Raw genomic sequence first — 26,336 nt, 5'->3', positions numbered from 1 at the left:
CCCCCGGCCGGAGACAGGAGGAGAGTCATGGCGACCAGTCCCGCCGAATCGATCGTCGACGCCGTCGGCGGTCCCGGCAACATCGAGAGTCTGACGCACTGCGCGACCCGATTGCGGTTCCAACTGCGCGACTCGTCGAACGTCGACCAATCGACGGTCGAGGCCATCCCCGGCGTCATGGGCGCCGTCCCGCAAGCGGGCAACCGCTTCCAGGTCGTCATCGGCGGCGCCGTCCAGAACGTCTACAACGACATCAACGCCCTGCCGGCGATGTCCGGAGCCGGCGGGGGCGCGGTCGACGAGGACGACGCGGACTCGATCAAGGCGCGCGAGCGCGCCAAGGGTCCGCGCGGCAAGGTCGCCTGGCTCGACTCGCTCTTCGAGTTCCTCTCCGACTCGTTCCGCCCCATCCTGGGCGCGCTGCTCGGCGCCTCGCTGTTCATCACCTTCATGGCGCTGATGGCGACCCTCGGCGTGATCCCGGCGTGGAACGCCCCGGGCGTCGTGCTCGAGCCGTCGTGGCAGTTCGTCAACCTGATGTGGCAGTGCGTCTTCATCTTCCTGCCCCTGATGGTCGCCTACAACGCGGCCAAGAAGGTCGGCGCCGACCCGTGGGTCGGCTTCGCGATCATGGCGGTCGTGATGCTGCCGGGCTTCACCGGACTCGCTGACCAGGAGGGCGCGCAGCAGATCACCTTCCTCGGCTCCGACATCACGACGATCTCGGTGTTCGGTCTGCCGCTGACGATCTTCGACTACAGCTCGCAGGTCTTCCCGCCGCTGCTCATGGCCGGCGCGCTCGGGCTGCTGTGGAAGGGCCTGCGCAAGGTCATCCCCGAGAACATCCAGCTGATCTTCGTCCCCTTCCTGGCGATGCTCGTCATGATCCCGCTCACCGCCTTCCTCATCGGACCCATCGGCGTCTACGCCGGTGCGGGACTGGCGAACCTCCTGAGCTCGATCAACTCGTTCTCGCCGTTCATCTTCGCCATCGTCATCCCGCTGGCCTATCCCTTCATGGTGCCGCTCGGCCTGCACTGGCCGATCAACGCGATCATGCTGCTGAACATCCAGACCCTCGGCTACGACTTCATCCAGGGCCCCATGGGCGCGTGGAACTTCGCGTGCTTCGGCGCGACCGCCGGCGTGCTGTGGATCGCGTGGCGCGCGCGTGACAAGCAGATGCGGCAGACGGCGACCGGTGCTCTGGCGGCGGGCCTGCTCGGCGGCATCTCGGAGCCCTCGCTCTACGGCATCCACCTGCGGTTCAAGCGGATCTACCCGCGGATGCTCGTGGGATGCCTCGTCGGCGGTCTCATCATCGGCATCGGCGGCGGCGTGAAGACCCAGGCCTTCGTGTTCACGTCGCTCCTGACGATCCCGGCGTTCGACTCGGTCGTCCTGTACGGCATCGCCGTTCTCGCTTCCTTCGTCGTCGCCATGGCGCTCGTCATCATCAGCGACTACCGCACGCCGGAACAGCGCGCCGAGTTCGAGGCGCAGCGCGACAAGGCCGAGGCGAAGCTGCAGTCCGGGTCCCCGGCCGCCGCGACCGCGACCTCCGCCGCGGCATCCGGATCGGCGACCGAGGCTCCGGCCGAGGCGCGGCCCGGCACGGCGACCGCCACCCTCGACAAGCCCGGTGCGACCGACGAGGTCTCGGCCGCGTTCGAGATCGCCTCGCCCCTCGACGGCACGGCCGTGGCCCTCTCGGAGGTCCCCGATCCCGTCTTCGGCGGTGGGGTCATGGGCCCGGGTGTCGCGATCGAGCCGACGGGCGACACGGTCGTCTCGCCGGGTGCCGGCACTGTAGCGGCTGCCCAGCCGACCGGTCACGCGTTCGGGATCGAGCTCGACAACGGCGTGGAGCTGCTGATCCACGTCGGCATCGACACCGTCAACCTGAAGGGCGAGGGCTTCGAGGTGCACGTCAAGGCCGGCGATCGCGTCGAGCAGGGCACACCGCTGGTCACCTTCGACCGGGCCGTGATCGAGAAGGCGGGCTACCCGCTCATCACGCCGGTCATCGTGCTGAACGGCGATGCGTTCGCCACCGTCGATCCCGTGGGTCTCGGCCCCACGACCGCCGGCTCACCCCTCCTGATCGTGGAGAAATAAGTCCCTCCGTTCCGTTTCAGGCGTGGCGGCGGAGCAGCAGGATGCCGTCCGAGAGGTGGTGCCCGGCCGACAGGCTCCGCCGCGCGCGGATCTCCTCGCGTTCGACGGTCCACTCCGTCGGGTCGAGGTCGAGCGCCGCACGCTCCTCGGCGGGGGTCGCGAACGGCGGATGGTCATGCTCCCCGGCCGAGGGCGGCGCGCCGACGTGCGTCACGACGAGCAGCCTGCCCCCGGGAGCGACGTGCCGGAGTGCGGTGCGCAGCAGCGGGATGCGCGAGAACTCCGCGTCCCACGAGTGGAGGAAGCTCGTCGTCACCAGGTCGAACGTGCCGAGCTCGATCGAGTCGATCTCTCCGGCCAGGAAGGTCGCGTCGAGCCGGGCGTCCCGCGCAGCCGCCTGCGCGCGCGACACGGCGGTGGGGGAGAGGTCGACGCCCGTGACCGTCCATCCGCGCGACGCGAGCCAGAGCGCGTCGCCGCCCTCGCCGCAGCCCAGGTCGAGCGCCGTGCCCGGAGAGAGTGCGCCGGCCGACTCGAGGTCGGCGATCACCGTCGACGTCGCCTCGTTGACGCGGCCCGACCAGACGCGTTCGGTCTCGGCGTAGCGCGCATCCCAGTCGGCGGCGTGACCGCGACGGCGCTCGACCGCCGCTGCCGCATCGAGGGCGACGAGAGCGCCGTTGACGGCGGCGCCCGCCATCGAGCCCGCACCCATCGACAGCGGGACGTTCGCCATCGGCACGACGACGTTGCCCGCGGCCCAGACGAGCGGATGGCTCGTCGCGCCGGCCGGGTCGACGGCGATGAACGACCCGACGGGGCCATCGGCCCGCGCGAGGTCGAGGCCGGTGAGGAAGGCGTCGTGCGGCTCGAGCCGGCCCCCCGTGAAGATCGCGTCGACCGTGTACCGTCGTCCGTCGGAGGTCACGACCGCGCCGATCGCGGCCTCATCCGCGTCCGCCCCGTCGGGGCCCTCGACGGCGACCACGGGGGACGTGACCACCCGGATGCCGCGTGCCGCCAGCCGTTCGCGGATGTCGCCTCCGAGCTCGCCGAGCGCCGCGGTGAAGGCCACGACGTCGGGACTCCACTGCCGGACGAGCTCGATCTGGTGCAGGCTCATCGGAGAGGTGGCGAGCACGCCGATGCGGCGCCCGCGCACCTCCCATCCGTGGCAGTACGGGCAGTGGAGCACGGTGCGGCCCCAGCGCTCCGCGAGACCGGGCACATCCGGCAGCCGATCGGCGACGCCCGTCGCGACCACGAGGGCCCGCGTCGCGATCGTGTCGACGTCGTCGGCGAGGACGATCTCGAGTCCGCCGTCGACCTCGCCCACACGCTCGACCCGAGCCCCGCGGAAAGCGACGCCGTATGCCTCGGCCTCGATGCGTCCGCGGCGGCGGAGTTCGCCGGGCGAGACCCCGTCGAAGCCCACGACGGCGTGCATGTGCTCTGCGAAGCGGTTTCGCGGACGCTCGGAGTCGAGGACGAGTGTGCGTCGCCCGGCGCGCCCGAGCATCTGTGCGGCGCTGAGGCCCGCCGGGCCCGCGCCGACGATGACCACGTCATGATCGAAGTTCTGCATGCCCACAGCATCCGCTCGCGGGACGCAACCCAGCAAACCAGTTTGCCGAAATGGCAAACTGTTGGAATGACCGGACTCGAACAGATCGGCCCGCGGCTGCGGGCGGCACGGCAGGAACGCGGGCTCACCCTCGACGAGCTCGCGAGCCGGGCGGGGATGTCGGCGAGCACGCTGTCGCGGCTCGAGTCCGGCAAACGCCAGGCGAGTCTCGAGCTGCTCGTTCCCCTCACCCGGCACCTCGGCATCCGCATCGACGATCTCGTGCCCGCCGAGCAGCCCGACCCCCGCGTGCGACGGCCCGCGACGACGCGGCACGGGCACGTGATCGCGCCGCTCACGCGCGAGAGCTCGCCCGTGCAGACCTACAAGGTGACCTATCCCCCGAGCGACGCAGCGCCCGAGCCGCGGGTGCACGACGGCTTCGAATGGTTCTACGTGCTGAGCGGGCGTGTACGCCTGGTGCTCGGCGAACAGGAGATCACCCTCGCCCGCGGCGAGGCGGCCGAGTTCGACACCCGCACCCCGCACTCCATCAGCGCCGTCGGGGCGCGGCCGGCCGAGGTCATCAGCATCTTCAACGCGGCGGGCGAGCGCATGCACACCCTGACCGCGCCCGACTGACGTCCCACCGACGCCAGGAGGGGAGGGGCGGGTCAGGCCTGGCGGTGGGAGCGGTAGTAGGCGAGAAGGGCCTGCGTCGAGGCGTCCTGGGCCCCGAGCGCCGCCTCGTCGCCCTCGATCGCGGGTGCGATCTGCAGGGCCAGCTGCTTGCCGAGCTCGACGCCCCACTGGTCGAAGGAGTTGATGCCCCAGATCGTGCCCTGCGTGAAGGTGATGTGCTCGTAGAGCGCGATGAGCTCGCCCAGCACCTTCGGCGTGAGCGCCGGCGCGAAGATCGACGTCGTCGGGCGGTTGCCCGCGAACGTGCGTGCGGCGACGAGCGCTCCGGTCGTGCCCTCGGCCTCGACCTCCTCGGCCGTCTTGCCGAAGGCGAGCGCCTTGGTCTGGGCCAGGAAGTTCGCCAGGAACAGCCCGTGCACGTCGCGGCCGCCGTCGGTGAGCGGGTGCGCGGGGTTGACGAAGGCGATGAAGTCGGCCGGGATGAGCCGCGTGCCCTGGTGGATCAGCTGGTAGAACGCGTGCTGGCCGTTGGTGCCGGGCTCGCCCCAGAACACCTCGCCGGTGTCGGAGGTCACCGGCGAGCCGTCCCAGCGCACCGACTTGCCGTTGGACTCCATCGTCAGCTGCTGCAGGTAGGCCGCGAAGCGGTGCAGCTGCTGCGCATAGGGGAGCACCGCGTGGGTCTGGGCCCCGAGGAAGTTCGTGTACCAGACGTTGAGGAGACCCATCAGCACGGGCACGTTCTGGTCGAGCGGGGTGGACGCCACGTGCTCGTCCACCGCGTGGAAGCCGGCGAGCAGGTCGCGGAACGCCGCGGGGCCGAGCTCGATCACGAGAGACAGGCCGATGGCCGAGTCGACCGAGTAGCGGCCGCCCACCCAGTCCCAGAAGCCGAAGGCGTTGGCGGGGTCGATGCCGAAGGCCTCCACCTTGTCGAGCGCGGTCGAGACGGCGACGAAGTGGTGGGCGACGGCATCCGTCTTCTTCGCGTCGCTGTCGTCGATCGCGCCCGCCTGCTGCAGGCCCGCCCACAGCCAGTCGCGCGCGAGACGCGCGTTGGTGAGCGTCTCGAGCGTCGTGAAGGTCTTCGACGCGACGATGAACAGCGTCGTCTCGGGGTCGAGGTCGGCGGTCTTGTCCGCGATGTCGAAAGGGTCGATGTTCGAGACGAACCGCGCCTGAATGCCCGCCGTGGCGAAGGGCCGCAGTGCCTCGGAGATCATCACGGGGCCGAGGTCGGAGCCGCCGATGCCGATGTTGACGACATGGGTGACCTTCTTGCCGGTGATGCCGGTCCACTCGCCCGAGCGCACGCGGTCGGCGAACGCCGACATCTTCTCGAGCACGGCCTGCACGTCGGCGTCGATGTCCTGCCCGTCGACGACCAGCGCGGGCTGGGCCCCGGCGGGACGGCGCAGCGCGGTGTGCAGCACCGCACGGTCCTCGGTGGTGTTGATGTGCTCTCCCGCGCGCATGGCGGCGTAGCGCTCGGCGACCCCGGTCTGTTCGGCGAGGTGTACGAGGGCGGCGACGATCTCGTCGGTGACGAGGTTCTTCGACAGGTCGACGTGCAGGTCGGCCAGCGGCAGGCTCAGGCGCTCGACACGGCCGGGGTCGGCGTCGAACCACCCGCGCAGATCGGGGGTGAAGCCCGTGTGCAGCGACTCGAGGTCGGCCCAGGCGGCGGTGGAGGTGGCATCGATGGGAGCAGCGGTCACGCTCTCACGCTAGCCGTGGCGCGGTGCCCCGTCCACGCGGCGCGTCGGAAGAAGTCGCCGTAGCTCGATCGGCCCCTGCCAAGCCGGCGGCGGACGATGCGGCGATGCGCCCGTCGTCGATCCGGCAGACCCGGTCGACGGCGCCGAGCTCCCCGAGGTCGTGCGTGACGACGATCACGGCGACGCCGGCCGCGGCGACCGTCGTCAGGGCGGATGCCGCGGCGCCCCGCGACGGCGCATCCAGTCCGCTCATCGGCTCGTCGAGCAGCAGCAGGTCGGCGTCCTGAGCGAGCGCCTGGGCCAGGTAGGCGCGCTGGCGCTGCCCGCCCGAGAGCAGCCCGAGCGGGCGGCGGGCGAGATCGGCGAGCCCGACGGTCTCGATGGCGTCCGCGATGCGGATGCGGTCGGAACGGCGCAGCGGACGGAACGCCCCGCGTTCGCGCCACCGTCCCATCGCGACGAGGTCGGTGACGGTGAGGGGCAGGCGGGCCCCGTCGTTGGTGGCCTGCGGCACGAGGGCGATGCGCGTGCCGGGAGGGCGGTGGACGGAGCCTGCGGTCGGGGCCAGGAGTCCCGCCGACACCGCGAGCAGTGTCGACTTGCCCGACCCGTTCGCACCGACCACGGCGACGACCTCGCCGCGCTCGACCTGGAGCGTCACGCCGCGGAGGGCGACGTGACCGTCGAAGGCGACGACCACGTCGCGGAGGTCGAGCACGCGATCGCAGAGCGGAAGCGAGAGGTTCGGCATCCGTCGATTATTGCAAATGAAAACCGTTCTCACTTTCATGTAGGGTCGTCGATCGTGTCCCTCCTCCTCGATCCGTTCGCCGTCGCGTTCGTCCAGCGCGCCCTGCTCGGCGGTGTCCTCGTGGCGATCGTGTGCGGCATCGTGGGCACCTGGGTGGTGCTGCGCGGCATGGCCTTCCTCGGCGAGGCGATGGCGCACGGGATGCTGCCCGGCGTGGCCGTGGCCACGCTCACCGGATTCCCGCCGATGGCCGGAGCGGCTGTCAGCGCGGCCGCCATGTCGCTCGGGGTGGGGGTGCTCCAGCGCCGCGGACGTCTCTCAGCCGACACGAGCATCGGGCTGCTGTTCGTCGCGAGCCTCTCGCTCGGCATCATCGTGATCTCGGCGTCGCGCAGCTTCGCGACCGACGCATCGGCCATCCTCTTCGGCGACATCCTCGCCATCGGCACGCCCGAGCTCGCCGCGCTCGCCGTGGCCCTCGTCGTCACCGTCGCCGTGGCCACCGCCGGCCACCGCTCCTTCGTCGCCCTGACCGTCGATCCCCGGCAGGCGCAGCTGCTGGGGCTGCGGCCGCGGGTCGCGCACATCGTGCTCGTCGGCCTCGTGACGCTCGCCGTGGTGTCGGCCTACCAGGCCGTCGGATCGCTGCTGGTGGTGGGGATGCTCCTCGGTCCTGCGGTGGCGGCCGGCCGCTGGACCCGCCGCATCGTGCCCACGATGATCCTCGCGGCCACCATCGGGTCGCTCTCCGTGGCCGTGGGCCTCCTGCTGTCGTGGCACCTCGGCACCGCCGCCGGGGCGACCGTGGCCTTCACCGCCATCTGCTCGGGGGCGGTCTCGACCGTCGCCCATGCCCTCGCCCGCGCGGTGCGCCCGGCGGAGGCCGGGGCGCACTCCGACGCGCACACCCTCCCGACCGTCCCGGAAAGGACCCCATGACTCCTCGTGCACCTCTCGCGCTCGTCGCCCTGAGCAGCGTCGCGCTGCTGGCCGGCTGCCAGACATCCGCGACGGCCGAACCCACCCCCGAGGCCAGCGCGCTCGGCGACGGCCACGGCGCCGTCGCCGGGGCGCGCGAGCTCGCCGAGCCGGCATTGCACCTGACGAGCATCGCCGCCGACGGCGGCATCCACCATCTCGACCTGATCGACGAGGAGTCCGTGACGCTCGGCGACATCCCACCGGCGAAGACGCTCGACAGCGAGGGGCGCTTTCTGTTCGCGGGCCGCGACGGTGCCGTCTCGATCGTCGACAGCGGGGTGTGGACCTGGAACCACGTCGACCACTTCCACTACTACGAGGCCCCGGCCCGCATCCTCGGCGATCTCGAGGGCACCGGCACGCCCCGCACCGTGACGAGCGACCTCGGCGCCGGCGTCTACTTCGACGGCGGCGATACCGGCGAAGCGGTGCTGCTCGATCTCGACGCGCTCAAACGCGGCGATGTCATCGAGAGCTTCCGCCTCGACCTCGACGCTCCGGGCTCGTTCGTCGTCCCCCTCCCCTCGGGCGCCCTTCTCGCGGATGCCGTCGCCGGGGAGCTCCGCCACGTGGACGCGGCCGGCGAGGAGCTCGACGCGACGACGTGCCCCGAGCCGTCGGGCTCGATCGCGACGAACGTCGGGGTCGTCGTCGGCTGCGCCGACGGCGCTGTGCTGGCGGTCACGGATGCCGCGGGCACGGTCCTCGAGCGCATCCCGTACCTCGAGGGCGGACCGGAGCGCGCCGTGTCGTTCGCCGCGCGGGAGGGCCGCCCCACGGTGGCCGGTCTCACCGCCTCGACCGCCTTCTGGTTGCTCGACACGCGGGAACGCTCGTGGACCGCTCACGACGCCGGGGAGCCGATCGCGCGGGTGACCGCAGTCGACGACGCCGACGAGACCGTCGTCGCGCTCGCGGCGGACGGCTCGGTACTGGTGCTGTCGGGGGCGACGGGTGAGATCCTGGCCCGGACCGAGCAGCTCGTGGCCGGCTCGCTCGCCGACCCCGCACTGGCCGCCGGCGTCGAGCTCGTCGCCGACCAGCGACGCACATACCTCAACGGGCCCGCCGAGCGCACGCTGTTCGAGCTCGACCCCGCCGACGGGGCGCGCGTGGCGCGGAGCTTCGAGACCGGCCACGCGCCGATGCTGTTCACGGAGACCGGACGATGAGGCGCGCCGCCCTCGCCGTCGCCGCGACCGTGGCCGCCGTGCTGTCGCTCGCGGGATGCGCCGCGCCCGGCAGCGACCGCCCCACTGTCGTGGTCACCACCAACATCCTGGGCGACATCGTCGAGACGCTCGCCGGCGACCAGCTCGAGGTCGTCACGTTCATGCCCCGCGACGCCGATCCTCACTCCTTCGAGCTGTCGGCTCAGGACGCTGCGACGATGCGCGGCGCCGACCTCGTGGTCTCGAACGGGCTCGGTCTCGAGGAAGGCGTGCAGCACCACGTCGATGCGTCCGCCGACGACGGCGTCGCGCAGTTCGTCGCCGGCGACCACGTCGAGGTTCTCGGCTACCTCGACTCCGACGCGGTCGACCCGCATTTCTGGACCGATCCGACCCAGACCGCCCGCGTCGTCGACGCGCTCGCGCCGGCGCTCGTCGACCTCGCCGGCGAAGAGGGCGGGGCGGTGACGGATGCCGCCGCGGCGTACCTCGCCGACCTCGAGGCCCTCGACGCCGAGACGTCCGCCGGGCTCGCCGCCATCGCGACCGAGCATCGTGCGCTCGTGACCAACCACCACGTCTTCGGCTACCTCGCCCGGCGATACGACGTGCGCATCCTCGGCGCCGCCGTGCCCGGGGGCACGACCCTCGCGGCGCCGAGCGCCTCCGATCTGCAGGAACTCGTCGACGCGATCGACACCGCGGGCGTCCGCACGATCTTCGCCGACTCGTCGCAGCCCGACCGTCTCATGCAGGTGCTGGCCGATGAGGCCGGCCGAGACGTCGACGTCGTACCGCTGCTGACCGAGTCGCTCGCGCCCGTCGGGTCGCCCGGCGACACCTACCTCGACATGATGCGCCAGAACCTTCAGCGCATCTCCGACGGCCTCACCCGATGAGGCATTTCCCTGGAAAGGAAACACACCCCATGAAGAGAACCCTGCAGATCGGCGCCCTGGTCGGCGCCGCCGCCCTCGTGCTGGCGGGCTGCTCGTCCACCCCGGCGCCCGCGTCGAGCCCGACCGGTGACGCCGGTGGCGAGACCTCCGCCCCCGAGGGCCCGCGGGTCGCGATCGGCTACGAGGGCGGCGTCCTCGTGCTCGGCGGCGACGACCTCGACGTGCTCGGCGAGTTCGAGTCGGAGGAGTTCATCCGTCTGAACGCCGCGGGCGACGACCGTCACGTGATGGTCACCACCTCGGCGGGCTTCCAGCTGCTCGACGTGCAGCAGCCCGAGCTCACCGACCTCCTCGTCCCGGCGGCGACCGCCGGGCACGTCGTGGTGCACGGCGGCAAGACCGTGCTCTACGACGACGCGACGAGCGACACGACGATCTTCGAGACCGCCGACCTCGCCTCCCTCGACGGCGCGCTGCCGGACGCCGAGGTCATCCCGGGCGTCGAGGCGCACCACGGGGTGTCGGTCGAACTCGAGGACGGTACGCTGCTGACCACCGTCGGAGGCGAGTCCGGGCGCACCGGCATCCGTGTCCTCGACGCCGACCGCACCGAGATCGCCGCGAACGCGGACTGCCCCGGCGTGCACGGCGAGGGCACGGCCGAGGGCGAGCGCGTGGTGTTCGGCTGCGAGAACGGCGCCCTCATCTACGCCGACGGCGAGATCACCAAGGTCACCTCGCCCGATGCGTACGGCCGGATCGGCAACGCCTACGTCTCGGAGTCGAGCCCGCTCGTGGTCATGGACTACAAGGACGACCCCGACGCCGAGGGCTACCTCCTGCGCAACATCGCCCTGGTCGACACCGAGGCGAAGTCGCTGACGAAGGTCGCGCTTCCGGCGGGCGTGGAGTACACCTTCCGCGGCGTCGCGCGCGGTCCCGCCGGTGAGGCCGTGCTCATCGGCACCGACGGCTCGCTGCACTGGATCGACCCCGCCACCGGCGAGATCACGAAGTCGCTGCCGGTCATCGACGCCTGGGAAGGGCCGGCCGAATGGCAGGCGCCGCACCCCGCCGTCAAGGTCGCGGGCGACATCGCCTACGTGACCGACCCCGCCGACAGCGAGCTCGTCGCCGTCGACCTCACCACGGGCGAGGTCGTGCAGACGGTCCAGCTGCCGCACGTCCCGAACGAGATCGCCGCGATCTCCTGACCCCCGCGCGCGGGGTCGGGACCGCCGGTTAGCCTGATGCGGTGCCGGCCGTCTCGACCTCGCAGCGCACCTACCGCTACCTCCGCCTGGCCCTGGCCGGGGCGCCCGTCGCGCTCCTGGTCTCCGTCGCCCTCGCGGTGCCCGACGCGGGGGTGCTGCCGAGCCTGAGCCACTACTTCTACACCCCGGCGCGCACCGTGTTCTCCGCCGCCCTCGTCGCGGCCGCGGTGTGCCTGCTGGTCCTGTCGGGCCGCGGCCCGCAGCGGGTACTGCTGGATGTCGCCGCACTGCTGGCCCCGCTCGTGGCGATCGTCCCGACGCCGGTGGCGCCAGGCGAGGTGCCGGGTCTTGCTCTGGACTGCGCGGCTTCCTGCATTCCCGCGCCCGTCGTCGCCGACCTCGCCAACGCGGTGACGACCTATGTCGTGGTCGGCGCGCTCGTCGTCGTGGTCGGAGTGGTGCTGGGCTCGCGCGGCGACATCGAGCTCGCCGCGGCGGCGCCCACCCTCGCGATCGCCGTCGGGGTGCTCGCGGCGGTGGCGCTGTTCGCCACCCGTGCTCCGGCTGGGCTCGGCCGCCTCCACGTCGTCGCCGCGGTCGCCTTCTTCGCGCTCATCGCCGGGGTGGCGCTGGCCGAGGCGATCCGTCCGTCGGTCGAGCACCCGCCGTCCCGGCGCCTGCGGATCGCGTACGTCGGGCTCGCCGTCGCGCTCCCGGCCGACCTCGTCGCCACCTTCCTGCTCGGCGTGGTGGCGGGGCTCCCGGTGGTGCTGATCGGCGAGGTGATCGCGCTCGTGATCTTCGTCGCCTTCTGGCTCATGCAGACCGCGCAGAAGTGGTCGCTCGCCGACCCGTCGCTCCGCGCCCGGCCGATCGGGTGACGACGCCCCTTCTGCGTGTCTTCGGCGGTGGCTCCTGGGCGGAGGTGATGCGCGCGGTATCGCGCTCGCCTTCGTCGCCGCCAGCGCGGTCATGCTCGTGCTGGTCCTGGTGGCGTTCGCCTCGCCGCAGTACCGTCACCTGTCGCGGGCCTACGCTCTCGCCCCGCCGCCCGAGCCGCAAAGCGACGAGGACGCCGCCGCGCTCACCCCGGAGAGCGCCGACCCCGCAGCCCGATGAGCGCGAACACGGCCGCCGCCGCGATCATCGCCAGGACGCCGCCGGCGACGCCGTCCCAGCCGAGCCCGTGGAACGCGTACCCGAGCAGCCACCCGAACAGGCTCGATCCGCCGTAGTAGCCGAGGTAGTACAGCGAGGCCGCCTGCGCGCGAGCGTGCGGCGCGGAGATGCTCGGCGCCCAGCCCGACGCGACGGCGTGGGCGGCGAAGAAGCCCGCCGTGAGGACGAGCAGCCCCACGAGCACGGCGATCAGCGAGGGCACCGCCGTCACCGCGACGCCCGCTCCCATCACTCCGAGCGACCCGAGCAGCACCGGCAGGCGTCCGAAGCGACCCGCCAGAGAGCCCGCCCACGGAGAGGTGACCGTCCCCGCGAGGTAGGCGAGGAAGAGGGAGCTGACGACCCACAGCGGCAAGGAGTACGGGGGTTCGACGAGGTGGAAGCCGAGGTAGTTGTAGACCGCCACGAATCCGCCCATGAGCAGCAACCCCTGCGCGTACAGCGCGAGCTGGCGTCGATCGCTCAGGTTCGCAGCCAGACGGGCTGCCGCAGACGGGCCGCGGACCTCCCGGCGGCGCCCGGGCGTGAATCCGCGGGCGCGCGGTGTCAGCCAGACGAACAGCGCCGCCGATGCGGCGCAGACGGCGGCCACGGCGAACACGCCGCCCCGCCAGAGCCCGATGTCGCCGAAGGGCCCGGCCACGACGCGCCCGAGCAGGCCGCCGATCGTCGTCCCGGCGATGTAGCTCCCGGCGGCCGTGGCGGTGTGAGCGGGGGCGACCTCCTCGGAGAGATAGGCCAGCGCGATCGCGGGCACCGCGCCGAGCGCAATGCCCTCGAGCAGGCGTGCACCCAGGAGCAGGGGCAGTGCGGGTGCCAGAGGCGCGAGCAATCCCATCACGGTGGCGGCGATCACGCCCAGGGCCATCGCCGGCACGCGTCCGATCCGGTCGGCCACGACCGACCAGGGGATGACGGCGACCGCCAACCCGAGTGTCGATGCCGACACCGCGAGTGCGGCCGTGGCGGGCTCGACCCCGAACTCCGCTCCGACGAACGGGAGCACCGCCTGCGGCGAGTACAACTGCGCGAACGTCGCCACACCCGCGAAGAAGAGTCCGGCGATCACGCGGCGGTAGGCGGGCGACCCGGGCAGATGACCGGTGAACGCACGCACCCGGCCAGCCTAGGGCGCGTCGTGGCACCCGGCGGAAACGCGAGAAGGGCCGGCCGACGAGATTCGTCGGCCGGCCCTGTCATCCCTTGCACCAGAGATCACACCGCGCAGTCGGGGGGAACTGCGTGATTCGAAGTTATAACGGACCGGTAACGGCGCGCAATCGGAGACGGGTGTTCATCGGTGCCGCATAGTGATCTTCCAGGATCGCCGGGGCTCGCCTCACCGCGACGGGTTCAGCACCACCGACCCCGCCGAGACGGTGACCTCGACGCGGTGAGCGGATGCCGGATCCTCCAGGAGTCGGCTGCTGAACGACCCCGCCTCCTCGCTCGCGCTCACCGCATAGCGCGCGGCCGGCAGGGTGAGGTCGACTCCACCCGCCTCGGCGTCGACGGTGACCGATCTCGGAGCCGTACCGGTGAGGGCCCCCGAGACCCGGCCCGCGCTGAGCTGGACCACGGCGTCGCGTACCCCGTGGAGCTCGATCGATGCTCGCCCGGCGGAGACGGTGGTGCCGACCGTCTCCGCCGTGCCCGAGGCGTCGATCGAGCCGGCGTCCACCGTCAGCTCGAGGTCGCCGAACTCGCCCGCGACGCGCATCGAGCCCGCGCCGACGCGGAGGTCGGCGTCGACGCCCGCGAGCGTGTCGGGCAGCACGAGCGTCGCCCGGGCGCTGTCTCCCCACAGGCTCCAGCTTCCCCACCAGTCGCGATCGGAATCGACGACGAGGCGGTCGCCCGATCGAGAGAGCTCCCAGCTGTCGGCGCCGCGCGAGCCGGTGACGGTGAGCGTCGCCTCGTCGACGGACGCGAACGACACCTCGACCTCCGCCGCCGCGGTGTCGACCTCGAGCGCGGTGACACCGCTCGTCGAAGCCGTGAGGGTGGCGGTCCGCTCGGCCCCGCTCGTGACGGTCGAGATCACGCCGGTGCCGGCGGCGAAGAGGATGAGCGCGCCGCCGGCGGCGGCGCACAGGACCGCGATGGCGCGGGACCCGGATGACGGGGCCGCCGGCTGCGGAGAGGTGCCGACCGGCGCGTCCGGCGGGCCGGCAGGCGTCTCCGGGGGCGTTGCGGGGGGCGGGGTCAGGGTCGTGCTCATCGGACTGCTCCGTTCTGCGGCGACGGGCCGCCGTGTTCGAGATGGACGAGCGCGGCGAGCACCCGGCGGTTGCCGTGCTCGTCCTGCTCGAGGTGGAGCTTCTGGAAGAGCGAGGTGATGTGCTTCTCGACGCTCGCCTCGCTGAGGAACATCGCCGCGGCGATCGCCTGGTTGCTGCGTCCTTCGGCGATCAGCGCGAGCACCGTGCGTTCGCGCTCAGTGAGATGCGCGAGCCGCTCGTCCCGCGATCGGCGCGTCAGCAGCTGGGCGACCACCTCGGGGTCGAGGACGGTCGCTCCGCCAGCGATGCGCTCCACGGTCGAGACGAACTCGCCCACATCGGCCACACGATCCTTGAGCAGGTAGCCCAGCGCCGCACCGTGCGAGGTGATGAGCTCGCTCGCGTAGCGCTCCTCGACGTACTGGCTGAGGACCAGGATCGGCAGCGCGGCGTACTCGGCCCGCAGCGCGAGGGCGGCACGGATGCCCTCGTCGGTGAACGTCGGCGGGAGCCGCACATCGAGGATGCAGAGGTCGGGCCGGGTCCGAGCCACCGTGGCCCCGATGCCGTCGGCATGGGCGACGGCCGCGACGATCTCGTGCCCCGAGTCGGCCAGAAGACGCACGAGCCCCTCGCGCAGCAGCGCCGAGTCCTCGCAGATCAGGATGCGCATGGGACGCTCACCTCCAGGGCGGTCGGCCCGCCGGCGGGGCTGTCGAGGCGCGTCGCGCCCCCCGCGGCGGTGATGCGGTTGATGATGCCGTCGAGGCCGCCGCCGGCGATGACGCGGGCGCCACCGACACCGTTGTCCTCGACCCGGGCCCACAGGCTGTGGTCGTCGCGATGCCGGACGACGACGCGACACTCGGCCGCGCGGGAGTGCTTGGCGGCGTTGGTCAGCGACTCGGCGATCGCGAAGTACACCGCGGCCTCGGCGGTGCGACCGCATCGCTGGTCCACGCGTACATCCAGGTGGACCGGGACATGCGACCGCGCGGCGAGGGCCGACAGTGCCGCGTCGAGACCGCGGTCATCGAGCACCGAGGCGTGGATGCCGCGGGCGAGCTGGCGCAGCTCGGTGATGGCCGCCTTGGTCGAGGTGTGCGCTTCGGCGAGCAGCTGCTTGGCGGCATCCGGGTCGTCGTCGATCTTCTGCTGCGCGAGCCCCAGCGTCATCCCCACCGAAACCAGCCGGGGCTGGACGCCGTCGTGCAGGTCGCGTTCGATCCGGGTCCGTTCCAGCTCGCTCGCCCGCACGGCGCCCTCTCGCTGCATGCCCGCTGTGCGGGCGGCCTCGACCAGCTGCGCCTCGCGGGAGGGGACGAGGATCGCCTGCACGAGAATGCCGTGCAGGAGCGCGATGCCCGCCAGCACCGCGGCGGAGACGAGCACCGCCAACGCTCCGACGAGGACGGCGGCATCGACCGGTACCGCGATCCCCGTGCTCGCGATGCCGACCTCGCCGGTGGCGTAGAGGGGAGCGAAGATCAGCGCGATGCCCGAGGCCAGGATGCCCGCGAGCCAGAAGACGACGATGCCGAGCACCGTCGAGATGCCGGCGTGGGCGACGCCGCGCCACATCCGGCCGTCGACGAACTGCAGCCACACCGTACGCAGCCACCCGCCGAACCCGGGGCGTCCGCTGCGACGCGGCTCGAGCGCGGGGAGGTCGAGGCGGTACAGGCCGTCGACGCGGGCGTACTCGAGCCATCCGGTGAGCCACAGTCCGTAGACGAACGCCACGAGCAGGGGCAGCCCGAGCCCGAGCACCGGGGCCAGCCCGATGCCCGTGGCCATGAGAGTGAGGAGCACGGTGAAGACGATGGTCCCGGCGAGCCCGATGGCGGCGAGCTGGAGGAGCGCGACGATCGGGCGCAGCACGCGCACGGCGCGTGCCGGCGGGGCGGAGGAGGCGACGGCTGTGGTCATGACTCCACGCTAGGACCGCCGCGCCCGCGGTACAGGGGAGCGGGCCGGAGACCACCGTTCGGGTTAACCCCCGATTCTCGCCGACGGTGCCGGGGCCCGCCGTCGGCGAGGATGGAGCTGTGACCTCTCCCGACATCCGTCTGATCGCCGTCGACATGGACGGCACGCTCCTCGACGCGGACGGGCGCATCCCCGACGGGCTGTGGCGGTTGCTGCCACGGCTGCGCGACCGCGGCATCGCGTTCGCGCCGGCCAGCGGGCGTCAGCTCGCGACACTGCAGCGTCAGTTCGCCCCGGCGGACGTGGAGCTCGACTACATCGCCGAGAACGGCGCGTACGTGATGCGCGACGGCGTGGAGGTGAGCTCGGATGCCGTGGCGCCGGAGTTCGCGCGGGCGGTGATCGAACGCGTGCGCGGGCTCGCCCGTCTCGACATCGGTCTCGTGGTGTGCGGCAAGCGCTCGGCCTACATCGAGCGCTCCGATGCGGCGTTCCTCGCCGAGGCCGACCGCTACTACGCGCGGCTGGAGGTCGTCGAGGATCTCACCGCGGTCGACGATCAGGTGCTCAAGCTCGCCGTCTTCGACTTCGCGCTGGCCGAGCAGTCGGTGGCACCCGAGCTGTTCGACCTGCGCGAGACCCATCAGGTCGTCGTCTCGGGCAGGCACTGGGTCGACATCATGAACACGGGTGTCGACAAGGGGCGCGCGCTGGCGCGCTTGCAGGATGCCCTCGGCATCGGTCCGGAGCAGACCATGGCCTTCGGGGACTACCTCAACGACCTCGAGCTGCTCCGCGGAGCGCGGTGGTCGTATGCGATGGCCGAGGCTCATCCCGAGGTCGTGGAAGTGGCGCGTTACCGTGCGCCCTCGCACACCGAGGGCGGTGTGATCACGGTCATCGAGGAGCTCCTGGCCCGCTGACGGGCGGAACGCAACCCCGTGCGCGCGCGATCCGCGCGGGCGTAGCGTGGCGGTCATGGTCACGATCCCCACCGTTTCGCTCAACGACGGCTCCGATTTCCCCGAGCTCGGGCTCGGCACCTACAACCTGCGCGGCGAGGACGGCGTGGCCGCGATCGCCGCGGCGATCGACACCGGATACCGGCTGATCGACACCGCGGTGAACTACGAGAACGAGACCGAGGTGGGCGAGGCGGTGCGCCGCAGCGGCATCCGCGACCAGCTGGTGATCACCACGAAGGTACCCGGGCGCGATCACGGCTTCGACGAGACGATCCGCAGCGCCGAGGGATCGCTCGCGCGACTGGGCGTCGAGACGATCGATCTCTACCTCATCCACTGGCCGAACCCCAGTCAGGGCAGATACCTCGAGACGTACCGTGCGATGCTCGCGCTGCGCGACGAGGGACAGGTCGGTTCGGTGGGGGTGTCGAACTTCACCGAGCCCATGCTGGCGCGGCTCATCGACGAGACCGGCGTGGCGCCCGCGGTGAACCAGGTCGAGATGCACCCCTACTTCCCGCAGGCGGCGCTGCGCGCGTTCCATGCTGCGAACGGCATCCGCACCGAGAGCTGGAGCCCGCTGGCACGCCGCAGCGAGCTTCTGAGCGAGTCGGCCGTCAGCGAGATCGCCGCCGCTCACGGCGTCACCGGAACGCAGGTGGTGCTGCGCTGGCACACGCAGCTGTCGTCCACGCCGATCCCCAAATCGGCCGACGCCGCACGTCAGCGCGAGAACGCGGATGTGTTCGACTTCCTGCTCTCGGGTGATGAGATCACCGCGATCAGCGCGCTCGAGCGCGGCCGTCTCTGGGACGGTGACCCCGACACACACGAGGAGATGTAGCCCGCGCCGGATAGCGTTGAGGCATGCCGACGACTCCGTTCGACTCTCTCGACGACTACTACGCCCTTCCGCGCATCGATGCCGCGGCGACCTCGCCCGACGGATCGCGCGTCGTGCTGACGGTCGCGACCCTCACGAAGGATCGCACCGGTTACGAACGCTCGCTGTGGTCCGTGCCCGCCGACGGCACGGGCGCGCCGCGTCGCCTCACGCGTTCGACCACCGGCGAGTCCGGCGCGGTGTTCACATCCACCGGCGATCTGCTGTTCGTCTCGGCGCGCCCCGACAACGACGCGGCGGACGGGGCGCCCGCCCAGCTCTGGCTGCTCCCGGCCGCCGGAGGTGAGGCGCGTCCCGTGACCCGACTCGCCGGCGGCGTCTCCGCCGTCGTCACCGCCGCGGAGTCCGACCGCATCGTGATCGCGTCGTCGCTGCTTCCCGAGGCCGCCACGATCGAGGCCGATGCGAAGCTGCGGGCGGAGCGGAAGAAGCTCAAGGTCTCGGCGATCATCCACGACACGTACCCCGTGCGGTACTGGGACCACGATCTCGGTCCGCACGAGCCCGCGCTGCTCACGCTCGATCTGGACGAGCTGGCCGATGCGCCCGCTGTCATCGCGACCGCCGACGAGGCCGTCGACGAGGTCGTCGGCGCCGCCGCGGGGACGGCCGAGGTCGCGGAGGAGCCCTACCCTGCGGGCCTCCCGCGTCCGCGCATCCTGCTCCGGGGCCGCGCGGCATCGACGGCGGGGATGGCGCTCACTCCGGATGGCACCACGCTCGTCGTCTCGGTGCCCGAGCCGCAGGGGCGTGACGCCCGGCACCGTCTCGTCGCGATCGACACCGTGACCGGCGCGCAGAACATCCTCCGCGACGAGGTCGACGTCGACGTCGAGATGCCCGTCATCAGCCGTGACGGCAGCCGCGTCGCGTACGTCCGCAGCGCGAAGTCCACGCCCGCCGGGCCCGCCGACCAGGAGCTCTGGGTGAGCGCCCTCGGGGGCGACGACGTGCAGCGTCTGGCGTCGGACTGGGACCGGTGGCCGAGCAGCATCCGCTTCTCCGATGACGACGCCGCCCTCATCGTGACCGCCGACCACGACGGTCGCGGCCCGGTCTTCACCGTGCCCCTCGACGGCGCCGCCGTGACGCAGACGACGCACGACGACTTCGCGTACACGCACGTCGAGTCGGTCTCCGGAACCTCGGACCTCATCGCGCTGCGTTCGAACTGGATGACGCCGCCGCATCCCGTCCGCGTCGCCGCCGACGGAGCGGTGACCCCGCTGGCGAACCCGGCGCCCTCACCGGCGACGACCGCGTCGATGGTGGAGGTCGAGACGACGGCAGCCGACGGCGCCCGCGTGCGCGGCTGGCTCGTGCTGCCCGAGGGAACGGATGCCGCGACCCCCGCGCCGCTGCTCCTGTGGATCCACGGCGGGCCGCTGAACAGCTGGAACGCATGGAGCTGGCGATGGAGCCCGCTGCTGGCCGCGGCCCGCGGCTACGCCGTGCTGCTGCCCGACCCGGCCCTGTCGACCGGCTACGGGCTCGACTTCATCGCGCGCGGGTGGGATGCCTGGGGTGCGGCACCCTTCACCGACCTCATGTCGATCACGGACGCCGTCGTCGCGCGCGACGACATCGACGAGGCCCGGACGGCCGCGATGGGCGGATCGTTCGGCGGCTACATGGCCAACTGGGTCGCGGGCCACACCGACCGCTTCGACGCGATCGTGACCCACGCGAGCCTCTGGGCGTTCGACCAGTTCGCCGGAACGACCGACTTCGCGCCCTACTGGCAGAGCATCTTCAGCCCCGAGGGCGTCATCGCCAACTCGCCGCACCGCTTCGTCGCCGACATCCGGACGCCGATGCTCGTCATCCACGGCGATCGGGACTACCGGGTGCCGATCGGCGAGGGCCTGCGGCTGTGGGCGGACCTCAACGAGCACCACGCGGCCGAGGACGGCACGAGTCCGCATCGGTTCCTGTACTACCCCGACGAGAACCACTGGATCCTCTCGCCGCAGAACGCGCGGGTCTGGTACGAGACGGTCTTCGCGTTCCTCCAGGAGAAGCTGCCCCCGCGCCCCTGAGCGGTCGCACCCTCGCGGCGTTCGACCGACCGAAATGGTCCCTTCCCTGCTCAGGAGGGGACCATTTCCGTCAGGTCGAGGTTCACGCTGGCGCGGGCGGCAAGAGGCGGCGGAGGATGAGGCGCTGGGCCAGCGTCCAGGCAACCGTCACCGCGAGGTAGAGCCCCGCCGCGAGCGGCACGAACACCGCGACGACCGCGGTCGCGAACTGGGCGACCCCGAGCACCCCGGACAGCGCGGCCGATGCCTCCGTCACTCGGAATGCGCGACGTGTCAGCTCGCCGACGAGCGCGATCGCGGCGATGACGGTGCCGAACACGACGATCGAGCCGAGGGACGGGGCTCCGGCGACGACGGTGCCCGCGAGGCTCGAGCCCAGCGGGACCCCGAGGAGGGTCTGCGCGAGCAGTCCGTTGGGGTGCCCGGCGATCGTGGGATGGATGAAGACGCCGTACAGCAGCCCCACGACCGGTGCCTGGACGAGTAGCGGCAGGCACCCGGCCGTCGGCGAGACGTCCTCGTCGCGATACAGCTTCAGCGTCTCGCGCTGCAGCCTCTCGCGGTCGGTCCGGTAGCGCTGCTGGAGCTCGCGCAGGCGCGGGGCCAGCCGCGCGCGGGCACGGTCAGCTCGTGCCTGCGCGACACCGGCGGGGATGAGGGTCGTGCGTACGACGACGGTGACGAGGATGACGGATGCCGCGGCGGCGAGGCCGCCGAACGCGGGTTCGAGTGCCGCGGTGGATGCGGCGAGGAGCGAGGCCACGGCGTCGAGCGCGGCGGCGAGGGGCGGGAAGGAGAACAGGTCCACGGAGAGTCCGATCGTCGATGCTGAGCACAGGGCATCAGCCGCGAAGGGACGCCAGGCGGCGCGGTCGGCCTCCCGGGTGTGGCTACGCGGCTGCGGCCGCGATGCCCGGCGCACGCGGACGGCGCCGACCGGGAGCATCGGGATCGCTTTGCGCGAGCAGCGTCGACGGCGAGATCGACCGCCGCGGGTCGGGCCTGCGCGAACCCGGCGCCGTCGTGGCCACGGTGGCGGTCGCGGCGGCGATCACGCCGATCGCGAGCACCAGCAGCGCCACCGCGGTGGCCGCGGCCATCGAGTCGGAGTCGCCGAGCGCCATCGCACCGAGGACCGACAGCACCAGCGGGAGCACGCTCACGCGGCCCACCCGTTCGCGCAGCGCGTGCAGGCGCGCCAGCATCCGCCGTACCGCCGCCCCCCGTGGCTCGGGCGGCCGCGGTGCTCCGACGCGGGCCTTCATCCCGCGATGCTAACCCACCGGTCGCGAAGAGGGTGCTGCGTCCGGTGGCCCGACCGCGCGGCTCAGTGGGGCGCGTGATACTCGGGCTCGCCGCGCTTCCAGTAGCCCTTGACGATCACCCGCTCGGGGTCGAGCTGCCAGCGGTCGAAGAGCAGCCGGCGTCCGGCGCGCACGATCGACTGCTCGGCGGCGATGAAGCCGAACACGGCTCCCGGGGGCCGCTCGGCCTCGCCGAGAGCGTCCAGGCGCGTCGACAGCGCCGAGCCCGCAGCCGCGGCACCACGGTAGATGTGCTCGACGACGATCGCGGGCGGCGCGGTGATCTCGATCTCTCGCTCGGGGGTCGGCACCTCGATCAGCACCCGGCCCACCGCGTCGGCATCCATGAGATGAGCGAACCGCCGGATGGCGGGCACGGCCGTCTCGTCGCCGGCGAGCAGCCAACCGTCGGGGCGGCCGGTGAGTACGGCCGAGCCGCGCGGACCGCCGATGCCGACGACCGAGCCGATCTCGGCGGTCGCCGCCCACGTCGCGCCCACCCCGGCATCCCCGTGGAGTGCGAACTCGAGGTCGAGCCAGGCCTCGTCGGGATCCCAGGCGAGCGGGGTGTACTCGCGGCTGGGTGCCGCGCGCATCTCGTCGATGCTCTCGGGTGGCAGCTCGGGGAAGAAGACGCGGATGTGATCGTCGCAACCGGGGGAGTCGAATCCGCGCAGGTCGACGCCCTCGAGCCGCACCCGGACGTAAGCGGGGGTGATCCATTGTCGAGCCGCGAGCCGGACGGTTCGAAAGCGCAGGTCGAGGGGACGGCGCACGATCTGGAACGCGGAGGTTGCGGTCGACTCGGTCATGAAGGTTAGGCTAACCTACATACCGCGCCGAGGGCTGAGGCGGTCCCGGCATCCGATCGCTCATCGAGCGACGCCTCTCGATCCGCACCGCACGCACCGCACCAGGAGATACGTCCCGTGACCCATGCATTCCGCCGCTCCGTCCTCGTCCCGATCGCCCTCGTCGCCGCCCTCGGCATCGCCGGCTGTGCGCAGGCCGCGAGCCCCGCAGCCGAGGAGACCGCCGCAGCGCCGTCCACGGTGACGGTCACCGACAACCACGGCGAGATCGAGGTCCCCGTCGCGCCCGAGCGTGTCGTCGCCCTCGACAACACCACCTTCCAGACGCTGAGCGACTGGGACATCGAGCTGGTCGCCGCGCCGAAGCCGCTCATGTACGACCTGTGGCCGAACCTCTCGGGAGGTGACGAGGTGCTCGATGTGGGGCTCCACCGCGAACCCGACCTCGAGGCCGTCATCTCGGCCGAGCCCGACCTGATCGTCGGCGGCTACCGCTTCCGCGACATCTACGACGACCTCGCGGCGATCCAGCCGGCGACGATCGAGACGAGTGCGCGCGACGGCGAGGAGCAGATCGCCGAGCTCAAGCGCCAGGTCGAGATCCTCGGCCAGGTCTTCGACCGCGAGGACGACGCGGCCGAGCTCGCCGACGCTCTGGACGCGGCGGTCGAAGACGCGAAGTCCGCGTACAACGGCACCGACACCGTGGTGGGGCTGCTGACCTCCGGCGGCAAGATCTCGTTCGCAGCGCCGGGGGAGGGTCGCGGTGTCGGCGCCGTCTTCCCGACGCTGGGGCTGGTGCCGGGCATCGACCGGGGCGCGGAGGACGCCTCGCACGGCGACGACATCAGCGTCGAGGCGATCGCGGCCGCGAACCCCGAGTGGCTGATCGTCCTCGATCGCGACGCGATGTTCGGCGAGGACGGGTACGTCTCGGCAGCAGAGCTGATCGAAGGGTCGGAGGCGCTGCAGAACGTGCCCGCTGTGCAGAAGGGCCAGATCGTCTACCTCGCGCCGAGCTTCTACCTCGACGAGGGCATCCAGGCCTACACGCAGCTGTACGCCGACATCGCGACGGCCTTCGCTGCCGCGAACTGACGGATCGTGAGCCGTCCCGGCCTTCCAGCCGGGGCGGCTCCCCGTGTCATGACCGACCTCATCGCCCCCGCCCGCACCCGGCGCCGCCTGGCGCTGCCGGTCGCGACCGCCGTCGTGGCCGCCCTCGTCGTGTGCTCGCTGTTCGTCGGGGTCTACGACCTGGCCGAGGGTGAGCTCGGCGCCGAGATGATCTGGATCACCCGCGTTCCGCGCACCGTCGCGCTCGTCCTCGCCGGGTGCGCCATGGCCGTCTCGGGTCTGGTCATGCAGCTGCTGACGCAGAACCGATTCGTCGAGCCCACCACGACGGGGACGACGGAGTGGTCGGCTCTCGGCCTGCTGGCGGCTGTCCTGCTGCTGCCCGAATCCCCGCTGTTCGTGCGGATGCTGCTCGCCAGCGTCGCGGCCTTCGTCGGCACCATGGTCTTCCTCGCGATCCTCCGCCGCATCCGGCTGCGTACCTCGCTCATCGTGCCGCTGATCGGCATCATGCTCGGCGCGGTCGTCTCCTCGTTCACGACGTACCTCGCCGTCAGCACCAACACGCTGCAGATGCTCGGCACCTGGTTCATGGGGAGTTTCACCGCGGTCGTCCGGGGGAGGTACGAGGTGCTGTGGGTGGTGGGCATCGTCGTGGTGCTCGTCGCGATCTTCGCCGATCGCCTCACCGCCGCGAGCCTCGGCGAAGACATCGCGACCACCCTCGGGGTGAACTACGGCCGTGTGCTGCTCCTGGGCACGGCGCTCGTCGCCGTCGCCACCGGAGTGACGACCGTCGTGGTCGGTTTTCTGCCGTTCCTGGGTCTGATCGTGCCGAACCTCGTGTCGATGTGGCGTGGTGACAACCTGCGGGCGAACCTGCCCTGGGTCTGCCTGGGTGGGGTCGCCATCATCGTCGTGTGCGACATCGTGGGGCGCGTCATCCGCATGCCGTTCGAGATCCCGGTCTCGATGATCCTCGGTGTGCTGGGCGCCGCTGTGTTCATCGTGCTTCTGCTGCGGCAGCGTGCGCATGTCTGACGCCGTCCCCGCCCGCGTCTCGGAACCCGCCGCCGTGGTGTCGCGCTCGCCGCGCCCCTGGCTGCGCTTCACGGTGCTCGGCGTCGTCGTGGTGGCCGCCGCCGTCCTGCTGCTGACCTGGAACATCCCGCTCGATCCGGGCCAGCGCGGATACTGGCTCGCCGTCGACCTGCGGGTGACCACCGTGGTGACGGTGGCGATCGTCGCCTGCTGTCAGGCGGTGGCGACCGTGCTCTTCCACACCGCCACCGGAAACCGCATCCTGACGCCGTCGATCATGGGGTTCGACGCCCTCTACGTCGTGATGCAGACCGCGCTGGTCTTCTTCTTCGGCGGGGCGGCGCTCGCGGCCACCGACGGCTTGGCCAAGGTGGCGCTGCAGAGCGCGCTCATGGTGGGGTTCGCGACGCTGCTGTACGGGTGGCTGTTCGCGGGCAAGCGCGGCAACCTCCACATCATGCTGCTCATCGGCATCGTGCTGGGGGTCGGCTTCAGTTCGCTGTCGACGGTGATGCAGCGCCTGCTGACCCCGAGTGAGTTCGATCTGCTCTCGGCGCGGCTGTTCGGCAACCTCAGCAACTCCAATCCCGAGTACCTGCCCTGGGCGGCGGGCATCGTGGCCGTCGTGCTCGTCAGCGTCTGGCGGCGTCGACGGCGGCTCGACGTGCTCACCCTCGGGCGGGAGATCTCCACGAACCTCGGTCTCGCGTACAAGCGCGAGGTGATCGTCCTGCTCGTCCTCGTGGCGGTGCTGATCTCGGTGTCGACGACCCTGGTGGGGCCCATGACCTTCTTCGGCTTCATCGTCGCGACCCTCGCGTATCAACTGTCGGGCTCGTCGCGTCACGCCGTGATCCTGCCGTTCGCCGCGCTGCTGGGGATGGCGACCCTGCTCGGAGGGTACTTCGTGCTCCGTCACGTGTTCTACGCCGCCGGCATGCTCACCGTGATCATCGAGTTCGCCGGGGGTCTGTTCTTCATCGTCTACCTGCTGCGGAAGGGCGCACTGTGATCACCCTGACCGATGTCACCAAGACCTACGGCGGACTGCGGGTTCTCGGACCGGTCGACCTTCGCATCCCTGCCGGGGGAGTGACCGCGCTGGTGGGGCCCAACGGGGCCGGGAAGTCGACGCTCCTGACCATCGTGGGGCGGCTGACCGAGCCGACGACGGGCCGCGTGACGGTGGGGGGTCTCGACGTGGCGAGCACGCCCAGCCGCGAGCTCGCCCGCGTGGTGTCGATCCTCCGCCAGGAGAACCACTTCGTCACCCGGCTCACCGTGCGCGACCTCGTGGGCTTCGGGCGCTTCCCGCACTCGGGAGGACGCCTCACGGCGGCCGATCGCCGCCACGTCGATGACGCCCTGCGATTCCTCGACCTCGACCAGCTCTCGCACCGCTACCTCGACCAACTCTCGGGCGGACAGCGGCAACGGGCGTACGTCGCGATGGTGCTGGCTCAGGACACCGACTGCATCCTGCTGGACGAGCCGCTCAACAACCTCGATATGCGTCACGCGGTCGGGATGATGCGCCAGCTGCGCCGCGCCGCCGACGAGTTGGGTAAGACGGTGGTCGTCGTCATCCACGACATCAACTTCGCCGCCGCCTACGCCGATCGCATCGTGGCGCTGACCGGGGGCACCGTCGCGTGCGAGGGGAGCCCCGCCGAGATCATGCGGCCCGAGATCCTCGAGCCGATCTTCGAGACGCCCATCGCGGTCCGCGACGACGGGCCGTACCCGCTGGCGGTGTACTTCCGCTGAGGCGTCGTGCCGCCGGGTGGGTTTCGCTGGGCAGGTGG

Annotated in this window: 25 protein-coding genes; 15 read left to right on the top strand and 10 right to left on the bottom strand. The window is 71.7% G+C overall.

Features of this window, described 5'->3' with window-relative positions:
• Window positions 1-27 precede the first annotated feature (27 nt).
• Window positions 28-2,118, top strand: coding sequence for a glucose PTS transporter subunit IIA (locus HW566_RS05720; protein ID WP_178011162.1), 2,091 nt, complete (start codon window positions 28-30; stop codon window positions 2,116-2,118).
• Between the two features lie 16 nt (window positions 2,119-2,134).
• Here the strand turns inward: HW566_RS05720 and HW566_RS05715 are convergent, their stop codons facing one another.
• Entirely contained in the window at window positions 2,135-3,703 is a 1,569-nt protein-coding gene (locus HW566_RS05715; RefSeq protein WP_178011160.1) for a bifunctional NAD(P)/FAD-dependent oxidoreductase/class I SAM-dependent methyltransferase, read from the bottom strand.
• A 66-nt stretch (window positions 3,704-3,769) separates the two neighbouring features.
• Between HW566_RS05715 and HW566_RS05710 the strand changes: the two genes are divergently transcribed.
• Window positions 3,770-4,324 (top strand): helix-turn-helix domain-containing protein, encoded by a 555-nt coding sequence (locus HW566_RS05710; RefSeq protein ID WP_178011158.1) that lies wholly within the window; start codon window positions 3,770-3,772, stop codon window positions 4,322-4,324.
• Between the two features lie 32 nt (window positions 4,325-4,356).
• Here the strand turns inward: HW566_RS05710 and pgi are convergent, their stop codons facing one another.
• Both pgi and aztA read right to left on the bottom strand, forming a co-directional pair.
• Complete coding sequence (gene pgi, locus HW566_RS05705; protein ID WP_178011156.1) at window positions 4,357-6,042, bottom strand: glucose-6-phosphate isomerase; 1,686 nt, start codon at window positions 6,040-6,042, stop codon at window positions 4,357-4,359.
• A gap of 4 nt (window positions 6,043-6,046) precedes the next feature.
• Window positions 6,047-6,793, bottom strand: coding sequence for a zinc ABC transporter ATP-binding protein AztA (aztA, locus tag HW566_RS05700; protein ID WP_178011154.1), 747 nt, complete (start codon window positions 6,791-6,793; stop codon window positions 6,047-6,049).
• A 54-nt stretch (window positions 6,794-6,847) separates the two neighbouring features.
• Here aztA and aztB point away from each other — a divergent pair, with 54 nt between their 5' ends.
• The 6 genes from aztB to HW566_RS05670 all read left to right on the top strand — a co-directional run bounded on the left by aztB (window position 6,848) and on the right by HW566_RS05670 (window position 12,178).
• Window positions 6,848-7,732: a zinc ABC transporter permease AztB gene (aztB, locus tag HW566_RS05695; protein WP_178011152.1), complete on the top strand. Its 885-nt coding sequence runs from the start codon at window positions 6,848-6,850 to the stop codon at window positions 7,730-7,732.
• Window positions 7,729-8,946: a hypothetical protein gene (locus HW566_RS05690; RefSeq protein WP_178011151.1), complete on the top strand. Its 1,218-nt coding sequence runs from the start codon at window positions 7,729-7,731 to the stop codon at window positions 8,944-8,946. Before aztB ends, HW566_RS05690 begins: the two co-directional genes overlap by 4 nt.
• Window positions 8,943-9,845, top strand: a complete 903-nt coding sequence (locus HW566_RS05685; RefSeq protein ID WP_178011148.1) for a metal ABC transporter substrate-binding protein — start codon at window positions 8,943-8,945, stop codon at window positions 9,843-9,845. Before HW566_RS05690 ends, HW566_RS05685 begins: the two co-directional genes overlap by 4 nt.
• A 29-nt stretch (window positions 9,846-9,874) precedes the next feature.
• Complete coding sequence (gene aztD, locus HW566_RS05680; protein WP_178011146.1) at window positions 9,875-11,059, top strand: zinc metallochaperone AztD; 1,185 nt, start codon at window positions 9,875-9,877, stop codon at window positions 11,057-11,059.
• Between the two features lie 41 nt (window positions 11,060-11,100).
• Window positions 11,101-11,940 carry a hypothetical protein gene (locus tag HW566_RS05675; protein WP_178011144.1) on the top strand — a complete coding sequence of 280 codons (840 nt, stop codon included), beginning with the start codon at window positions 11,101-11,103 and terminating at the stop codon, window positions 11,938-11,940.
• Between the two features lie 91 nt (window positions 11,941-12,031).
• Window positions 12,032-12,178: a hypothetical protein gene (locus tag HW566_RS05670; RefSeq protein ID WP_178011143.1), complete on the top strand. Its 147-nt coding sequence runs from the start codon at window positions 12,032-12,034 to the stop codon at window positions 12,176-12,178.
• Here the strand turns inward: HW566_RS05670 and HW566_RS05665 are convergent.
• From HW566_RS05665 to HW566_RS05650, 4 genes are all read right to left on the bottom strand, one after another.
• Window positions 12,144-13,355 (bottom strand): MFS transporter, encoded by a 1,212-nt coding sequence (locus HW566_RS05665; protein ID WP_256728884.1) that lies wholly within the window; start codon window positions 13,353-13,355, stop codon window positions 12,144-12,146. The genes HW566_RS05670 and HW566_RS05665 overlap by 35 nt on opposite strands.
• Before the next feature lie 222 nt (window positions 13,356-13,577).
• Window positions 13,578-14,459, bottom strand: coding sequence for a hypothetical protein (locus HW566_RS05660; protein WP_178011141.1), 882 nt, complete (start codon window positions 14,457-14,459; stop codon window positions 13,578-13,580).
• Complete coding sequence (locus HW566_RS05655; protein ID WP_178011139.1) at window positions 14,456-15,133, bottom strand: LuxR C-terminal-related transcriptional regulator; 678 nt, start codon at window positions 15,131-15,133, stop codon at window positions 14,456-14,458. Before HW566_RS05655 ends, HW566_RS05660 begins: the two co-directional genes overlap by 4 nt.
• Window positions 15,121-16,389 (bottom strand): sensor histidine kinase, encoded by a 1,269-nt coding sequence (locus HW566_RS05650; protein ID WP_178011137.1) that lies wholly within the window; start codon window positions 16,387-16,389, stop codon window positions 15,121-15,123. The genes HW566_RS05655 and HW566_RS05650 overlap by 13 nt, the downstream gene beginning before the upstream one ends.
• A 155-nt stretch (window positions 16,390-16,544) precedes the next feature.
• On the opposite strand from HW566_RS05650, the gene HW566_RS05645 reads away from it, so the two are divergent.
• From HW566_RS05645 to HW566_RS05635, 3 genes are read left to right on the top strand one after another with little or no spacing between them, the layout of a single operon-like run.
• A complete protein-coding gene (locus tag HW566_RS05645; RefSeq protein WP_178014716.1) occupies window positions 16,545-17,312 on the top strand; it encodes a Cof-type HAD-IIB family hydrolase in 768 nt (255 codons plus the stop codon).
• Between the two features lie 55 nt (window positions 17,313-17,367).
• On the top strand, window positions 17,368-18,198 hold the full coding sequence (locus HW566_RS05640; RefSeq protein ID WP_178011136.1) for an aldo/keto reductase: 831 nt from the start codon (window positions 17,368-17,370) through the stop codon (window positions 18,196-18,198).
• Between the two features lie 23 nt (window positions 18,199-18,221).
• Window positions 18,222-20,297 (top strand): S9 family peptidase, encoded by a 2,076-nt coding sequence (locus HW566_RS05635; RefSeq protein ID WP_178011134.1) that lies wholly within the window; start codon window positions 18,222-18,224, stop codon window positions 20,295-20,297.
• 82 nt (window positions 20,298-20,379) lie between these two features.
• Here the strand turns inward: HW566_RS05635 and HW566_RS05630 are convergent, their stop codons facing one another.
• From HW566_RS05630 to HW566_RS05620, 3 genes are all read right to left on the bottom strand, one after another.
• Window positions 20,380-21,105 (bottom strand): YidC/Oxa1 family membrane protein insertase, encoded by a 726-nt coding sequence (locus HW566_RS05630; RefSeq protein ID WP_178011132.1) that lies wholly within the window; start codon window positions 21,103-21,105, stop codon window positions 20,380-20,382.
• A gap of 82 nt (window positions 21,106-21,187) precedes the next feature.
• Window positions 21,188-21,562 carry a DUF6412 domain-containing protein gene (locus HW566_RS05625; RefSeq protein ID WP_178009303.1) on the bottom strand — a complete coding sequence of 125 codons (375 nt, stop codon included), beginning with the start codon at window positions 21,560-21,562 and terminating at the stop codon, window positions 21,188-21,190.
• Window positions 21,563-21,624: 62 nt separating this feature from the next.
• On the bottom strand, window positions 21,625-22,413 hold the full coding sequence (locus HW566_RS05620) for a siderophore-interacting protein (RefSeq protein WP_178011130.1): 789 nt from the start codon (window positions 22,411-22,413) through the stop codon (window positions 21,625-21,627).
• A gap of 117 nt (window positions 22,414-22,530) precedes the next feature.
• Between HW566_RS05620 and HW566_RS05615 the strand changes: the two genes are divergently transcribed.
• The 4 genes from HW566_RS05615 to HW566_RS05600 are packed head-to-tail and all read left to right on the top strand — an operon-like array spanning window position 22,531 to window position 26,298.
• A complete protein-coding gene (locus HW566_RS05615) occupies window positions 22,531-23,511 on the top strand; it encodes a siderophore ABC transporter substrate-binding protein (protein WP_178011128.1) in 981 nt (326 codons plus the stop codon).
• Between the two features lie 48 nt (window positions 23,512-23,559).
• Window positions 23,560-24,531, top strand: coding sequence for an ABC transporter permease (locus tag HW566_RS05610; protein WP_178011126.1), 972 nt, complete (start codon window positions 23,560-23,562; stop codon window positions 24,529-24,531).
• On the top strand, window positions 24,524-25,543 hold the full coding sequence (locus HW566_RS05605; RefSeq protein WP_178011124.1) for an iron chelate uptake ABC transporter family permease subunit: 1,020 nt from the start codon (window positions 24,524-24,526) through the stop codon (window positions 25,541-25,543). Before HW566_RS05610 ends, HW566_RS05605 begins: the two co-directional genes overlap by 8 nt.
• Complete coding sequence (locus HW566_RS05600; RefSeq protein WP_178011122.1) at window positions 25,540-26,298, top strand: iron ABC transporter ATP-binding protein; 759 nt, start codon at window positions 25,540-25,542, stop codon at window positions 26,296-26,298. The genes HW566_RS05605 and HW566_RS05600 overlap by 4 nt, the downstream gene beginning before the upstream one ends.
• Window positions 26,299-26,336: the final 38 nt, after the last annotated feature.

It is taken from the genome of Microbacterium oleivorans (assembly GCF_013389665.1).
In the GTDB taxonomy this organism is placed as follows: Bacteria; Actinomycetota; Actinomycetes; order Actinomycetales; family Microbacteriaceae; genus Microbacterium; species Microbacterium oleivorans_C.
The sequence above is the reverse complement of the archived record's forward strand: the minus strand, read 5'-3'. Positions and strand labels throughout refer to the sequence as shown.